We start from the raw sequence: 15,415 nt of genomic DNA, 5'->3' as shown, positions 1-15,415 counted from the left end.
GCGAGTAGCGAACCAGCACTCAGTACTCCATCGACCAGTTCAGGGTGTAAGTACGCCCGCGGCCCTGGTAGTCGTAGAGGTACTCTGGGCCGTAGTAGGGCGAATAGAACATGGCGGCTCGCTGACCCCAGACGGTGGAGTACTGATCATCCAGCAGGTTCTGCACTCCCAGGCTTAAGGTGCCAAAATCGGTTTCCTGGCTGAGCGATAAGTCGAGGGTGGTATTGCCATCGATCTCGCGGTCGGCATCGTCTTTCAGGTCGAAGTTGTGGTTGGCCTGCAAGCGAGCCGAACGTACATAGTCCGTCCAGCCAATAAAGGCAGTGGCGGAAGAGAGCGATGCATAGCGGGCGTCACGCTTCTCCCACTCCCCTTGGTCGTTCTCCTGCTCGGAACGCGCCAGGTGCAGAGTGCCCCCTGCCTCCAGGCCATTATCAAAGTAACGGGTCACGGCGCTTTCCAGGCCGAAGTCGCGTTTCTTCTCATCGACGACGCTGACGCTTAAATCCTCGGCATTCTCTACCGCTTTGTCCGACCAGGCGTAGTAAAGCGCTGTTTGGGTCGTCCAGTTGCCACCCTGGTAGCGCCAGCCTAGCTCTATCTGATCCGTCTCGATGGCAGATAACGGGTTGTTATCGACACTTACGTCGGGGCTCTTGCCGTAATATTTGGCAGGATCTGGCAGTTCGAAGCCCTGGCTAAACTGCAGCCAGTTCTGGTGACCGTTGCCGTAGTCGTAGAGGGCGCTGGCATTGAAGAGCGTTGCTTCATAGTCATTCTCGCCGCCAGGAATCCCCTGGAATTCATCCACCTCGACGTCCATATGCTGCTGCCGCAACCCTGCGGAGAGCTTGAGCGCCTGGGTGGCCTGCCAGTCGCCCTGGAGGAAGCCTGAAAGCCCGTCCACTTGATAACCGGGGTAGCGAGGCTCAACCCCCGATGCCTGCTGAACCAGGCCGCCGGAAGCATCCGATATGTCGGTATCGAACAGCATCTGGCTGGCATCGAAGGTTTCACGATCCAGATCGAGGCCGTAGGTTAGCGAAACGTCATCACCCAGGCGCGATTCAAACAGCGCTTTGATGCCGCTTAAATCGGTGTTTTGTTGCGAGGCGCGAAATTGCAGGCCGTCGGCGACTGGGTAGGGAAATGCCTGGAAGCTGGACTCCTCCTCCCGGTGGAATGCCTGCAGGTAGAAGTTTTGCCCCCACAGGTTGGCGTGGTGATAGTTGACGTTGACGAGCTTACGGTCGGTTTCCGGATCGCGCTGTGAACGGTAGCCATCGCGAATTTCGGCATCGTTCAAGTTGGGCGTGGCAGCGTCGAGGTTGGGAAAGTAAACACCCCGGTCACCTTCATAGCCTGAACGGTACAGCTGGGCACCCAGTTCCAGACTCTGTTCATCGGTCAAGCGGAAAGAGAGGTTGCCCAATACATCAATGCTGCGATTATCCTGTAGGTCGGTCTGGGCGATATCGGGAAAGATTTCCTGGCCGCTGCCGTCATAGTGGCGGCCGTTGTCGCCAATGGCGGTACCCAGATAGCCTTGAACCCGCTCGTTACCACCGCTGATGGATTGTGCGAGGCGTCGATCTATGTCATCGCTGTTGTTGAAGCCGGTGGTGATGCCTGCTTCAGTACGCCAGTTCAGGCCTTCTTCACCTTTGCGGGTAATGATATTGATCAAGCCCCCCGTAGCACCGCCGCCATACAGGCTGCTGGCGCCGGAAAGCACTTCCACGCGCTCAATATTGAAGGGATCGATGGCATCGAACTGTCGGGAAAGCCCACGGGAACTGTTCAGCGATACGCCGTCGATGAGCACCTGCACGCCCCGGCCTCGCATGTTTTGCCCATAATTGGTGCGCCCTTGAGGCGCCAGATCCAACCCCGGTACCAGATGCCCCAATGCTGTCTTTAGGTCTGCACCATTGCGGGTCTGCTGTTGCAGCATCTCTTTGTCAATTACCCATACAGCACCGGGAATTTGACTGATCTGACTAGGAGTGCGCGATCCAACGACCACCATGGTCTCGTCGGCGCTAGACGCAGTATTTTGGGCGAAAACGCCATTGGAGAAGCTCAGTAACAGGCCGGTGCCAACAAGCCCAGATATTGAAACAGACGACGGCGAAAAGAAAGGCTTTGCAAAAGGCAGCTTTGCAACAGATAGGTTTGATAGTGACAGGGCGTGCATAGTGAACAATCCGCAGACGGTAAGAAAATCAAAGGCGGTGAGTATCACCACGAAAAACAAAGTCAACGATAGTGATTCGTATTTATTTTGCGGTGCGCGCAGCAATAGGCCATTTCCCTATTGCTGCTAATGAAGCTTGAACGTTAAGCGGGTTTATTCTTCTCGTCTTCTGCATCTGATTCCGGCGCATGCTGCTCTGGAACTGGTGGGGCTTCAGCTTCGAGCGGCGTGGACGTCGTTGGCGCGGAGGCATCAACGGCTGCTTCAAGGTTAGCGACTTGGCGCTCTAACGCCTCTACCCGCGAACGGGTGCGCTGCAGTACATCCATTAAAATGTCGAAATCTTCCCGTGAGACAAGCTCCAGGCGGTCGAAGGCGCCACGCACGACTTGCTGCACGCCCTTTTGAATATCTTCTGGCGCCTGGGAGGCGTTTTGTAAACGGTCACCAATCTGCTGGGCCAAGCGGCTAATACGGTCTTGAGGCGCCATCGTTCTCTCCTAGATAAACCTGCTTTAAATATTGCTTACCGGTAAGGATACGCAACAGTTGGCGAATTCGCATGTATCGCGTGCTTTTACTGCTTAACCCAGGGTGTGCATCGAAATAGAGCAGGCTACTTTTGCTTACGCTCTTTTTTGGTGCAATAGCGGTGGTGTGAGAATGGATTTGCTCAGATTTAGCTCTGAGCTGCACTTTTGATGACGGCTAATTGGCTGACTTATAAGCAAAAAAAGTCAGCTGGCACAGTATGCGCATTATCGGTTCAGGTGCTTATTCTGGCGGCTGTGCCGCTACCAATCTAGCAGGACTTATCCAGCAGGGGAGATCCGGGATGAAACTCATCACCGCTATCATCAAGCCATTTAAGCTCGACGACGTTCGTGAGGCATTGGCCGACAACGGCGTTCAGGGCATTACGGTCACTGAAGTTAAAGGTTTTGGCCGTCAGAAAGGGCATACCGAGTTGTATCGTGGCGCGGAGTACGTCGTCGACTTTCTACCCAAGGTAAAAGTGGAAGTGGCCGTAGACGACGCCCGTTTGGAGAGCGTATTGGATGCAATCTGTAGTGCGGCTAACAGCGGCAAGATCGGTGACGGCAAGGTGTTTGTGACACCGCTTGAAGACGTTATTCGGATTCGGACAGGCGAGCGCGGTGCAGACGCCGTTTAACGCTGCTTTTTCGGATCATTTCTATAGTTCAACGGGGAACTTACAATGAATGAGTTGACTGATCTGAGCTACGCGCTCGATACGTTCTACTTTCTAATTTGCGGTGTGCTCGTCATGTGGATGGCGGCAGGCTTCTCCATGTTAGAGGCGGGCTTAGTACGCTCCAAAAACACCGCTGAGATACTGACCAAGAATATCGCGCTGTTTGCCATTGCCTGCACCATGTATCTGCTGGTGGGCTACTACATCATGTACTCCAGCAGCGCTGGCGGCTTCCTGCCCAATCTGGGCTTCTTGATTGGCGCTGAAAACAGTGTGGATGCGGTTACCGCAGGCGGCGATGACGCGCCCTACTACTCCATGCGTTCTGACTTCTTCTTCCAAGTCGTGTTCGTGGCAACCGCCATGTCAATTGTGTCGGGTGCCGTCGCTGAGCGTATGAAACTGTGGGCATTCCTGGCCTTTGCTGTGGTAATGACCGCGTTTATCTATCCGGTGTCTGGCTACTGGACTTGGGGTGGCGGCTGGTTGTCTGAAGTGGGCTACTCTGACTATGCGGGTTCCGGCATTGTGCACCTTGCCGGTGCGGCGGCTGCGTTAGCGGGTGTGATCGTGCTAGGCCCACGTAAAGGTAAATACGGTAAAGACGGTTCTATCCACGCTATTCCCGGTGCCAACATGCCGCTGGCAACGCTGGGTACCTTCATTCTGTGGATGGGCTGGTTCGGTTTCAATGGCGGTTCCGAGCTCAAACTTGCGGCTGTCGATTCTGCTAACAACGTGGCTCAGGTGTTTGTAAACACTAATGCAGCAGCGGCGGGTGGTGTGATTGCGGCACTGATCTTGGCCAAACTGTGGTTCCGCAAAGCTGACCTGACCATGGCATTGAACGGTGCCCTGGCTGGCCTAGTGGCTATCACCGCTGATCCGCTCTCTCCGACCGCACTGAGCGCTACCATTATCGGCGCAATTGGCGGCATCATCGTGGTCGCAGCCATCGTCACCCTCGATAAAGTGAAGCTGGATGATCCGGTCGGCGCGATCTCGGTTCACGGTGTTGTCGGTATCTGGGGCGTGCTGGCAGTGCCGCTGAACAATGACGGCGCATCATTCGGTGCCCAGATCATCGGTATCGTAGGTATCTTCGCTTGGGTATTCCTGGCCAGCCTGGTGGTATGGCTCATCCTGAAAGCCATCATGGGCATCCGGGTTAGCGAAGAAGAAGAGTATGAAGGCGTGGATATCGCTGAGTGCGGTCTCGAAGCCTATCCCGAATTTGGCATTAAGAAATAACTTAATGCTGACCTAGTGAGCTGGCGTGCTCCTTCTGGCCTCCCCTTAGTGGGAGGCTTTTTTATTCTCTGCCGATAGCGGTGTATGCTGGTAGTTAGCGGTTAACGGCTGCGATATTCGCAGCCGTTCAACCCGACCCCATCATGGCCACCCAGTTAGAGGATATGGTAATGAAATTGATCACAGCGATTATCAAGCCGTTTAAGCTCGACGATGTACGCGAGTCGCTCTCCGATATCGGCGTTCAGGGTATTACGGTGACGGAAGTGAAGGGCTTTGGGCGCCAGAAAGGGCATACCGAGCTGTATCGTGGTGCTGAGTATGTGGTGGACTTCCTGCCCAAGGTGAAGCTGGAAGTCGCCGTGGACGACGACATGGTCGAGCAGGTGATTGATGCCATCACCCAGGTGGCGAACACAGGTAAAATCGGCGACGGCAAAATCTTTGTGATGCCGCTGGAGCAGGTGATTCGTATCCGTACTGGCGAAACGGGCAAAGACGCGGTTTAACGGTGAAGGGTAAGGTGTGAATGGTAAGTAGTGCCGAGTAGACAAAGCCCCTGTGGATGCTCTCCCCAGGGGCTTTGTATGAGTGATGCGATCATTCTGGCGGCTATAAACTTTTTTCTATTCACCACTCATTCATTACGATTCACTATTTACGTCTCACTTCTCGACAAACGCACGCTCGATGACGTAGTCGCCCGGCTCGCCCATGCGCGGCGAGATATTCAGACCCAGCTCGTCAAGTAGCGCGCTGGTATCGTCCAGCATGGCGGGGCTGCCGCAGATCATTGCGCGATCCTGGCGCGGATCAATGGGCGGCAGGCCGGTGTCTTCAAACAGCTTGCCCGTACGGATATGGTCGGTTAGGCGCCCCATGGTGTGGAACTCCTCCCGAGTAACGGTGGGGTAGTAGACCAGCTTTTCAGCGATGTCTTCACCCAGGTATTCATGGGCTGGCAACTCTTTGGTGATAAAGTCGGCGTAGGCCAATTCAGAAACTTCCCGCACACCGTGAACCAGCACTACCTTCTCGAAGCGCTCGTACACTTCAGGATCCTGGATCAGGCTCATAAACGGCGCCAAGCCGGTACCGGTGGAGAGCATGTAGAGGTTGCGGCCCGGCAGTAGGTCATCGCATACCAGTGTGCCGGTGGGCTTGCGGCTAACCATGATCTGATCGCCTACTTTCAGGTGCTGAAGGCGTGAAGTGAGCGGGCCGTCGGGTACTTTAATGCTGAAGAACTCAAGGTGGTCTTCGTAGTTGGGGCTGGCAATGGAGTAAGCGCGCATCAGCGGCTTGCCGTTCACTTCCAAACCAATCATCACGAACTGACCGGTTTTGAAACGCAGGCTGCGCTCGCGGGTGGTGCGGAAGCTGAACAGGGTATCGTTCCAGTGATGGACGCTAAGCACTTCTTCCAGAGCAAACTTACTCATGCCGTTTTCTCCATTAGTCGATGCTGACGCTAGTCCGCATCGGTCATATTCTTAAAAAGAATAAAAATGATTAAATATGTTGCCAGCAAGTCTAAGCAAAGGGTGGTATATCTGTTAAGCGAATTATATTGATAACGGTTATCTGAAAAATAGATATAGATCAAATAAAGGTCAGACTCTATGCACTACACCCTGCGGCAGTTGGAAGTCTTTGTGGCGGTTGCTCAGCATGAGAGCGTCTCCCATGCGGCGCGGGCGCTGGCCATGTCTCAGTCGGCAACCAGCACGGCGCTTGCGGAGCTTGAGCGGCAGTTCGACTGCCAACTGCTGGATCGGATTGGTAAACGCTTAAAACTTAACGCACTGGGTTTTCAGCTGTTGCCCAAAGCGGTGGCGCTGCTGGATCGCGGCGAAGAGATTGAAGAGCTTCTACGTGGCCAGAAAGGGGTTGGGTCGCTGGATGTAGGGGCTACGCTGACCATTGGCAACTACCTGGCCACGCTGCTGATCAGCGATTTTATGCAGCGCCACCCCGGTAGCCGGGTGCGCTTGGCAGTGCGCAATACGCGCCATATTATCGAAGGCGTGCGCCAGCACTCGCTGGATTTAGGCTTGATCGAGGGGCAGTGCGACGATGACATGATCATCAGCCAACCCTGGGTGGAAGATGAGCTGTGCGTGTTTTGCTCGCCGCGACACCCACTGGCAGGCCGCGAGCACCTTGAACTTGAACAGCTGCTGCGTGAGGACTGGATTATGCGCGAAGAGGGCTCTGGCACCCGCATGACTCTGGAGCATGCCGCGCGCCACCGCCGCAGCCGGTTTAACACCCTGCTAGAGCTAGAGCATACGGAAGGTATTAAGCGTGCCGTGGAGTCAGGGCTGGGGATTGGCTGTGTCTCGCGCCTGGCACTGCGAGATGCCTTCCGGCGCGGCAGCTTGGTGCCGCTGCCTACGCCGGAGTTGGATCTAAAGCGTCAGTTTACGTTTATCTGGCACCGGCACAAATACCTCACCACCGGCGTGCGCGAATTTCTGCGCCTGTGCCGTGAAATGACCGCTGGGGCCAAGCGCAGCGACGATATTGCGCTGCCGCCGATTCCTTAAGCGTTTATCGCTCAGTCAATTCGGGAGCAGGCAACTGATGGTTGCTAGGGGCGTTTTTTGGCTCAAGTGTAAAGCCGCCTACCAGCGCAGCGAGCCTATCCGCCTGATCGTTTAGCTGTTCAGCGGCGGTCGTCGACTCCTCCACAAGCGCGGCGTTTTGCTGGGTCATTTGGTCTAGGTCGGTGACGGCAATGCTCACCTGGCTAATGCCCTCGCTTTGTTCTCGAGCGGCCGTACTGATATCTCCCAACATTTGCGTTACCCGCGTGACGCTTTCTGCTAATTCGTGCATTGCCGACTCCGCATCTCGAACCATTTGGGTACCGCTTTCAACCTTGCCAGCCGAAGTATTAATACGCTGGCGGATATCCTTGGCGGCTTCGCTACTGCGAGAGGCTAATTTGCGAACTTCGTCGGCGACCACGGCAAACCCACGACCGTGTTCGCCAGCCCGGGCGGCTTCCACAGAAGCATTCAGGGCAAGCAGGTTAGTCTGAAAGGCGATGCCGTCGATGACGGTCACGATGGCCTGAATTTCATCGGAATTGGAGCGAATATCATCCATCGTTGCCACGACTTGCTCAAACGCGCTGTCGGTACGCGAGGCTAACTGCGAGGCGGTTTGTGAAAGCCCACTGGCTTCTTGCGAGGCGTGAGTGGTATGGCTAACGGTGCTGCTGATTTCTTCCATCGCAGAGGAGGTTTGCTGCAGGCTGGCAGCGGCCTGTTCAGTGCGCCGTGAGAGGTCGTGGCCACCTTGAGTAATTTCATTAGCCGCGTGGTTGACGGCTTCACTACTACGGCGCACATCCAGCAGAATAACCTGAATTTTTTCTGCAAAGGCATTGAACTGCTCAGCTACCGCGGCACTTTCATCTCTCCCATGCACCGGTAGACGTTGGGTAAGGTCACCATGGCCTGAAGCAATCTCTTCCATGCGGCTTGCAAGCCGCTTAAGAGGCCGTGCGATTCGCCCGCCAATCCACCATAGCGCTGCCACCCCCAATGCTGCCAGAAGTAGCCCTACTACCGTCATGCCCAGCGTATTTTGCTGGCGCTGCTCGCTGAGAACTGCTTGCAGCTCGCCTAACTCCGCAAGCGCTACGTCTTCAGGGAGCTGGAGTACCAACACCCAGGGGAGGCGAGTATCGCCAATGGTAATAGGCTGATAGCGCTGCAGTAGACCATCGTTAACGCTGCTTTGCAGGCTACCTTGCTCTGATGCCTCTCGGATGCCCGCGAGAATTGTACTGCTAAGGGAGTCACTGGCAGGCGAGCCCAGACTCTCTACGCCTGCCGTGTCGGCGACTAGCCCCCCACTTCCCGCGACGAGAGCCATGCGCCCAGCGCCTTCGTATAGCGCTTGGTTGGCATCGCTTAGCAGGGTTTGGATAAAGTTAAGGGAGAGGTCTACCCCCGCAACGCCACGAAACTCGCCATCCACCAAAATGGGGGCGTTAAACGAAGTGACCAGTTGCGTCTCGCCGCCATAGTCATAAGCCGCCGGATCGATAATGCAGGGAACTAGGGTTTCACGAGGGCAAAGATAGTATTCGCCTTCCCGAACGCCGCTGGGAAGGCGTTCTTCACTCTCCATGGTATCTCCCAGCGGCAGCACTTCTAGCGTTTCATCCTCGGTGCGGTACCACCAGGGCATAAAGCGACCGCTACCGTCATGGCCATAGCGCTCATCTCCTGCATATCGTGCGTCGTCACCAAACGCATTGGGCTCCCAGCCGATAAATGCATCCAGCAGTGTCGGGTTGTCGGCCACAGTTTGGCGCACTAAGTTAGATAGTTCGCGGCGGTTCAGGTAAAGCGAGCGGCGCCCCTCTTCATCCTCCATACCCATCAAAGCATTAGTCGTCGCCAATTGATTGGCGATAGTCATGGCATTGTTGAGTTCGCGCTGAATACGCCCGCCCTCTGCTTCGGCAATGGCATCCAAGCGCGCATTCAATGCACTTTCCATCAATGCGCCGGTATGCTCATTCACCGTTTGCTGGGTGCGGGCCGCGGCGACCAAGTTATAGATGACTAGCGCAGCCACAATCGCGAGCAAGCAAGGGCCCGCAAGTGCGACGACAAAAGAGCGTAACGAACGAAAATGCATAGCGTTACCCCTTAAGTAATGTGATGGCGGCGGTTGTCATGTGCTTGGTACTGCACTTGCAGGGCAGGTGCCGCGGCGTGAGACAGCTTAAAACTACTGATAGTGCCTGCCAGATGATCGGCCTGTTCTTTTAGCTGCTCGGCGGCGGTCGTGGACTCTTCCACCATGGCCGCGTTTTCCTGAGTCATGCGATCCAGTTCTGCGACGGCAATGTTGACCTGATTGATGCCATCGCTTTGCTCGCTGGTGGCCGCATTGATCTCCTCCAAAACATCGGTAACGCGGGTAATATGCGCGACGATGTCTTGCATGGTAGATCCCGCATTACGCACTAAAGTGGTGCCATTGTTAACCTTGGTTTGAGAGTCCTCAATCAGCTTTTGAATATCGTTGGCGGCATCACTGCTACGCCCAGCCAGCTTGCGTACTTCGTCGGCCACCACGGCAAAACCACGGCCATGCTCGCCAGCGCGGGCAGCTTCCACCGACGCGTTAAGCGCCAGCAGGTTGGTCTGGAATGAAATGCTGTTCATCAAGGTGACAATCTCACCGATCTTATCCGAAGCGTGGGTAATGTCTTCCATGGTGGTCACCACATTTGCTACAACCTTCCCACCTTCGTTGGCTACCTCTGAGGCGGTTTGGGAGAGCTTGTTGGCTTCTTTTGCGGATGCAGCCGTGTGTTGAACCGTGCTGGTGATTTCCTCGATCGATGCAGAGGTCTGCTGCAGGCTAGCGGCAGCGTTATCGGTGCGACGGGATAAGTCCTGACCATTCATGGCGATCTCATTGGCCGCGTGGTGAACAGATTCACTGCTGGTGCGTACATCAATTAATACGGCCTCCATTTTACCTACGAAACGGTTGAAGGCCTTGGCAATTTGAGTGACTTCATCATTACCCTCTTCGGGCAAGCGTCGGGTTAAATCGCCCTCTCCCGATGCGATATCATCCATCGCATTACGAACTCCCAGCAAGCGGCGTAGCAGCAGAGAAAGCAGCAAACCGAAGACCACTGCCGTGATTGCGGCCACAATCAGCAGCGTGACTATCGATGTAGTGGCGATGGCGCGCAGGCCCGCTGTTGCCTCGTGTTCGTCCAGTGCCACAATCAACTGCCAGCCACTGCTACCACCCACGTTATTGCCCATTAGCAACGTATCGCTGTTTTGCAGTGAAAGCGATTGGGGTTCATCGGCTTGGGCGATTTCGCTAAGCCGGGTGTTGGTCAGTTCATCGCTCAAACGTGTGGAAGGTTCGAGCGTCATGTCAGCGTCAGGATGCGCGATCAGGGTACCGTCTTCAGTGGTTAAAAAGCCGAAACTGGACGGCGTAGGGGCAATGCCGGTAACAATTTCGATCACATCCTCGATAGTAATATCCGCACCAATGACTGCAGCCAGCTGCCCATTACGGTAGAAAGGGCGTGCAAAGGTAACGATTAAGCCCCCCGTTTGGGCATCCGTGTAAGGTGCCGTAATAATGGTCTCTTGCGCTTCGGCTGCGCCTTGGTACCAGGGCCGCTGACGCGGGTCGTAATCGCTGGGGGGCTGCCATCCATCGGAAAAAATAGCGTCTGGTGTGGAAGGATAAGCAATGTAGGCTGTCATAAAGCTGCCTGAGCCAGCCAGTTGTTGAAGTGCGGCAAGTGGGTCATCGCTATTGGCTGCATCATCCATGCTGGAAAGCATGGTATAGCGTGCGTTAAACCACTCGTTGATAGCTTGCGTATTACCGTTAACCACGGCGCTAAGATTGCGCGTTATTTGCTGGCTATTATGGTGCTTTACGGTGGTGTAACTGGCAATGCCGTTAATCACCAGGGCGAGGGTAATCGCCACTAATGCAGCCAATAGGATGCGTGCTCGGAGGGTAGATAGCATGGTCGCTCTCGACGTAGAAGTGCATGTCAGTACTCAGGGGGAGGTACCGTTTATAATGTCTTCTAGGCTATCGGCGAGAGCGACCCTTTCTTTAGTCTTACATGGTCTTTAAGTTTTGGATATTACTAGCGTAAATCACTAACTGCTTGTTGAATATCGGCCATTGAAGCTTTACTTAGATCTTTTGATAGGGAATGAATCACCAGCTTTTGGGTAGGGGCATCGAGTTTATCGCGTAAAAGCCCTAAAAATTTAGGTGGCGCCACCATAATGAGCTTCTTCATACTGTTGCCTACTCGAGCACTATAAAGTCGCTGAGCGACCTCTTTCGCAAACAACTCGTTTTCGTGCTTAGTAGCCGTTCCCTCTTCGCCAGCCGAGCGAGAGGTAGTGGACATCGACTCATGCACATCGCCTCGACCGTCGGTGACCAAGTCACCTTCGTGTAGACGTCCTTCAGCGTGAACCATGCTTTCTTGCTCTGCCAACGTTAAGGCATCTCGGGTAAAAATGCGTGCGCGAGCGGCGTCGGCTACCACGATATAGGTTGTCATCGCTGTGCATACTCCATGTCGTTGATGGTCATCTAACCATGGCAAGCGTTTGGCGTTAGGTCAAACGCTTGCCTCGGCTTAAGCAACGTGGGTTACAGCACCTTGCTACGCAGCAAGCTGGTGACGGCTTCACCAATCAGTACCAGCACAATAATGGCAATCAAAATGGTCGCCACGGTAGGCCAGGCAAAGGTGTCAATTGCGCCCTGGAGGATAACGCCGATACCCCCGGCGCCCACCAACCCAAGTACCGTCGATTCGCGGATATTGATATCCCAGCGGAGGATGACGATGGCAAAAAACGCGGGCATGACCTGAGGCACGATTGCATAGGCGACCACTTTGGCCTTGGAGGCCCCGGTGGCTTCCATGGCCTCTACGGGGCGCCGGTCAATCTCCTCTATTGCTTCGCCCATCAGCTTGCCGATAAAGCCAATCGAGCGAAACATGATGGCGAGTATGCCCGCTAATACCCCAGGGCCAAAAATGGCCACGAACAGCAGCGCCCAGATGATGGTGTTCACCGAACGGCTTGAGACCAGAATGAAGCGACCAAACCACAAACAGGCGCGGTTGGGGGTAGTATTCTGGGCGGCGATGTAGGCCACCGGGAGCGCCAGGAAAATCGTCAGAAAGGTAGCCAGCGTAGCGATATGCACGGTCTCGATCAGCGCTGCGATAATGCCATTGAGCCCCGCCGCACTGGGTGGCCACATGCGTGCGCCAAGCCCGGAGATTTGGTTGGGCGCATCCCACACCCAGGGCCAGAAAATATCAATATCGCGCACCGCCCAAACCACTAACATCAAGGTAGCTAGCAGAACGGCGTAACGAATCAGGCGCTGTTTGCGGTCATAGCGTTGCCAAATACGATCGGCAAGCTGCTGTGCGTGATCTACCATATTTTTTTCCTTACCCAGCCGCTGACACCTTCACTGAGCAAAATGACCGCGATGATAATGAGCAGAATCGCAAAGGCGAAATCGTAGTCGTAACGCCCAAAGGCATTCATCAGGGTGCCGCCAATGCCGCCTGCCCCAACGATTCCGACCACCGCTGATGCGCGCAAGTTACTATCCAATTGGTACATGGATAGCCCTACCTGGCGTGGCAGAATTTGCGGAAAGACCGCATAAAACAGAATGGCCACATAGCCAGCGCCGGCGGCTTTCATCGCCTCTACTTGGCCCCAATCAATCTCCTCGATCTCTTCGGCGAGCAACTTGCCCACAAAGCCGATGGAGTAGAGTGTCAGAGTCAGAATACCTGCGAGTGGGCCAAATCCAACGGCAGCGACAAACAGGATGGCAACAATTACCGGATGAAAGCTGCGCGATACGATAATCACCGACCGGCCAATCACATAGATAGGCATTGGGGCGATATTACGTGCCGCCATCACGGCAAAGGGAATAGAGAGTAAAACCCCCAATAGCGTCGCCAGAATGGCGATTTGAAAGCTCTCTTTAAAGCCTGTCAGCAGCAGCTCGTAGCGCTCTAGGCTGGGTGGGAAGCCGCCGCTAAATATGCGTGCCGCGCGGGGCAACCCTTCAGAGATCCGCGCCCAGTTGAACGGCAGCGAGCCGAACGCCCAGACCAGATAAACCACGGCAACCACGATTAACCCATAGCGTAGCAACGGGTTGGCAATGAACGGCGGCTTTCGCCAGGTGCGGGGCGCCGTTGAAGGGGCCTCAGGCGGAGTCATGTGAGGGTTCCTCCGCTGGCGTATCAGTAATCGCATCGTCCGGCGCTTCAATGCCACCGTAGATGGCGTCTAACGCGTCTTTGTTGAAATCGGCAGGCAACCCATCAAAGATCATCTTGCCGTGGCGTAGGCCCACAATCCGCTCGGTATAGGTTTTGGCCTGTGCGACGTTGTGGATATTGATGAGTACTGGCAGCGAGAGCTCACTGGCCAGGCTTTGCAGCAGTATCATGATTTGCTCGGAGGTGCGTGGATCCAGCGAGGCAGTTGGTTCGTCCGCCAGCAGAACATCAGGCTCCTGCATCAGGGCTCGCACGACGCCTACCCGCTGGCGCTCGCCACCGGATAGCTCATCAGCGCGCTTGTTGGCGTAATGAGCGATTCCCACCCGCTCCATTAGCACAAACGCACGCTCAATATCAGCCTGAGGGTAGCGGCGCGATATCGCTTGATAGAGATTCACATAACCCAACCGCCCGGCCAACACGTTCTCCATCACGGTCAAGCGATCCAGTAGGTTAAAGCCTTGGAACACCATGCCGATCTTGCGGCGAGCACGGCGCAGCTCGGCGCCTTTCAGGTTCACCAGCTCATTGCCGTTGAGTTTGATAGAGCCGGAGGTTGGTTCGACCAGGCGATTGATACATCTCAGCATGGTGCTTTTGCCCGCACCCGAGGCGCCTACGATAGAAACAACGCTGTTTCCCTCTACCTTGAGGTCAAGCCCTTTCAGCACGGCTTCATCGTGGCCATAACGTTTGACCAGATTGGTAATTTCCAGCATGTGTCCGCTTCCATCGTCGAGACAATAACCGCACCGCCGGCGGCGGTGCGCTACGTTTACTCTTCCAGGTTTTCTGGCGTATAGCTCACGTTATTGGCCGCTTGGATGGTACGAATTACCTGCCAGTTGTCTTGGTAGTTGATGGGTATGAATTTCTCGACGCCCTCAAACTCTTCACCAAGTTCGGTGCCGACAAAATCAAAGCTAAAAAAGGCTTCCTCTATTTTCTTGACCAGGTCGGGATGCAAGTTGTGCGCGTAGTTATAGGAGGTAGTGGGGAAACGGTCGGATTCGTAGATCAGGCGCACGTCTTCTTCATCGTAAAGACCGCGTGCTGCCATCCGCTCGACGACTTCTGAGGCCACGGGGGCCGCGTCGTAATCCTTGGCCACCACGCCCAGCATGGATTGGTCGTGGCTACCCGAATAGACCACTTCGTAATCCTCATCGGGGGTGATGCCGAGTTCCGGCAGCAGCGCACGAGGGGCTAAATTGCCCGAGTTTGAGGTGGGTGAGGTATGGGCAACGCGTTTGCCTTTGAGATCCTCAACCTCATGGATATCAGAGTCGATATGAGTAAATAACTGCAGGGTGTAACCGAATTGGCCGTCATCAGAGCCCATCAAGGCAAACGGCACGGCACCGGCCAAATTCACCGCAAACGGCGTAGGGCCAGTGGAGAAGCCAGCGATATGCAGCCGACCGCTGCGCATGGCTTCAACTTGGGCAGCGTTTGACTGTACGGCGAAGAAACGCACATCCCGTTCGGTAACCTCGGCCAAGTGATCGATAAACGGCTGCCAGATATCCGAATAGATAGCCGGATCCTCCACGGGGGTATAAGCAAAAATCAGCGTGTCTGGATTGACCCACTCAGCCTCATCGGCAGGGCGATCCGCCACCATATCGCCATCTTCATCACAATAGATGGTATCCAGGGCGCCACGTTCGCACTCCGCGAAGGCATGGGTAGAGAGCAGGGTGAGCGGTAGTAGGGATGTAGCGATAAGTATCGCAAGCGGGCGCTGGCGGAAGAGCGAAGTTGTCATGGTGAGCCTCGTTTGTGCGTTATTGTTGTGTTCTTGCTATGGGTCAGGCTGTATTTCCTTGGCTGCGTTTTGCCACTATTGAAAGCGGAAACTGTTTCGTAAGTGGACATT

At 55.1% G+C, this 15,415-nt stretch carries 14 protein-coding genes; 4 read left to right on the top strand and 10 right to left on the bottom strand.

Annotated elements, in window-relative coordinates:
- Positions 1-19 precede the first annotated feature (19 nt).
- Entirely contained in the window at positions 20-2,302 is a 2,283-nt protein-coding gene (locus tag YERSI8AC_RS23225) for a TonB-dependent receptor (RefSeq protein WP_159177710.1), read from the bottom strand.
- Positions 2,303-2,340: 38 nt separating this feature from the next.
- Positions 2,341-2,688 (bottom strand): accessory factor UbiK family protein, encoded by a 348-nt coding sequence (locus YERSI8AC_RS23220; protein WP_022521302.1) that lies wholly within the window; start codon positions 2,686-2,688, stop codon positions 2,341-2,343.
- A 344-nt stretch (positions 2,689-3,032) separates the two neighbouring features.
- Here YERSI8AC_RS23220 and YERSI8AC_RS23215 point away from each other — a divergent pair, with 344 nt between their 5' ends.
- From YERSI8AC_RS23215 to glnK, 3 genes are all read left to right on the top strand, one after another.
- Positions 3,033-3,371 carry a P-II family nitrogen regulator gene (locus YERSI8AC_RS23215; protein WP_007112359.1) on the top strand — a complete coding sequence of 113 codons (339 nt, stop codon included), beginning with the start codon at positions 3,033-3,035 and terminating at the stop codon, positions 3,369-3,371.
- A 45-nt stretch (positions 3,372-3,416) separates the two neighbouring features.
- A complete protein-coding gene (locus YERSI8AC_RS23210; protein ID WP_009286189.1) occupies positions 3,417-4,664 on the top strand; it encodes an ammonium transporter in 1,248 nt (415 codons plus the stop codon).
- Between the two features lie 170 nt (positions 4,665-4,834).
- Positions 4,835-5,173 carry a P-II family nitrogen regulator gene (gene glnK, locus YERSI8AC_RS23205; protein ID WP_027957942.1) on the top strand — a complete coding sequence of 113 codons (339 nt, stop codon included), beginning with the start codon at positions 4,835-4,837 and terminating at the stop codon, positions 5,171-5,173.
- Positions 5,174-5,329: 156 nt separating this feature from the next.
- Here glnK and YERSI8AC_RS23200 read toward each other — a convergent pair whose 3' ends face one another.
- Positions 5,330-6,106, bottom strand: a complete 777-nt coding sequence (locus tag YERSI8AC_RS23200; protein WP_007112363.1) for a ferredoxin--NADP reductase — start codon at positions 6,104-6,106, stop codon at positions 5,330-5,332.
- Positions 6,107-6,286: 180 nt separating this feature from the next.
- Here YERSI8AC_RS23200 and YERSI8AC_RS23195 point away from each other — a divergent pair, with 180 nt between their 5' ends.
- A complete protein-coding gene (locus tag YERSI8AC_RS23195) occupies positions 6,287-7,213 on the top strand; it encodes a LysR family transcriptional regulator (RefSeq protein WP_009286188.1) in 927 nt (308 codons plus the stop codon).
- A 4-nt stretch (positions 7,214-7,217) separates the two neighbouring features.
- On the opposite strand, the gene YERSI8AC_RS23190 is transcribed toward YERSI8AC_RS23195, so the two are convergent.
- The 7 genes from YERSI8AC_RS23190 to phnD form a co-directional block, all read right to left on the bottom strand.
- Positions 7,218-9,326, bottom strand: a complete 2,109-nt coding sequence (locus YERSI8AC_RS23190; protein ID WP_159177709.1) for a methyl-accepting chemotaxis protein — start codon at positions 9,324-9,326, stop codon at positions 7,218-7,220.
- An 11-nt stretch (positions 9,327-9,337) separates the two neighbouring features.
- On the bottom strand, positions 9,338-11,209 hold the full coding sequence (locus YERSI8AC_RS23185) for a methyl-accepting chemotaxis protein (protein ID WP_159177708.1): 1,872 nt from the start codon (positions 11,207-11,209) through the stop codon (positions 9,338-9,340).
- Between the two features lie 125 nt (positions 11,210-11,334).
- Positions 11,335-11,763, bottom strand: coding sequence for a host attachment protein (locus tag YERSI8AC_RS23180; protein WP_022521305.1), 429 nt, complete (start codon positions 11,761-11,763; stop codon positions 11,335-11,337).
- A 92-nt stretch (positions 11,764-11,855) separates the two neighbouring features.
- Positions 11,856-12,665 (bottom strand): phosphonate ABC transporter, permease protein PhnE, encoded by an 810-nt coding sequence (gene phnE, locus YERSI8AC_RS23175; protein WP_022521306.1) that lies wholly within the window; start codon positions 12,663-12,665, stop codon positions 11,856-11,858.
- On the bottom strand, positions 12,659-13,471 hold the full coding sequence (gene phnE / locus YERSI8AC_RS23170; RefSeq protein WP_022521307.1) for a phosphonate ABC transporter, permease protein PhnE: 813 nt from the start codon (positions 13,469-13,471) through the stop codon (positions 12,659-12,661). The genes phnE (YERSI8AC_RS23175) and phnE (YERSI8AC_RS23170) overlap by 7 nt, the downstream gene beginning before the upstream one ends.
- Positions 13,458-14,255: a phosphonate ABC transporter ATP-binding protein gene (gene phnC / locus YERSI8AC_RS23165; RefSeq protein WP_022521308.1), complete on the bottom strand. Its 798-nt coding sequence runs from the start codon at positions 14,253-14,255 to the stop codon at positions 13,458-13,460. The genes phnE (YERSI8AC_RS23170) and phnC overlap by 14 nt, the downstream gene beginning before the upstream one ends.
- Positions 14,256-14,311: 56 nt before the next feature.
- A complete protein-coding gene (phnD, locus tag YERSI8AC_RS23160) occupies positions 14,312-15,304 on the bottom strand; it encodes a phosphate/phosphite/phosphonate ABC transporter substrate-binding protein (protein ID WP_159177707.1) in 993 nt (330 codons plus the stop codon).
- Between the last annotated feature and the right edge of the window lie 111 nt (positions 15,305-15,415).

Source organism: Halomonas sp. 113, assembly GCF_904067645.1.
In the GTDB taxonomy this organism is placed as follows: Bacteria; Pseudomonadota; Gammaproteobacteria; order Pseudomonadales; family Halomonadaceae; genus Vreelandella; species Vreelandella titanicae.
Note: the sequence above shows the minus strand (reverse complement) of the source record. Positions and strands in the feature narration are given on the sequence as shown.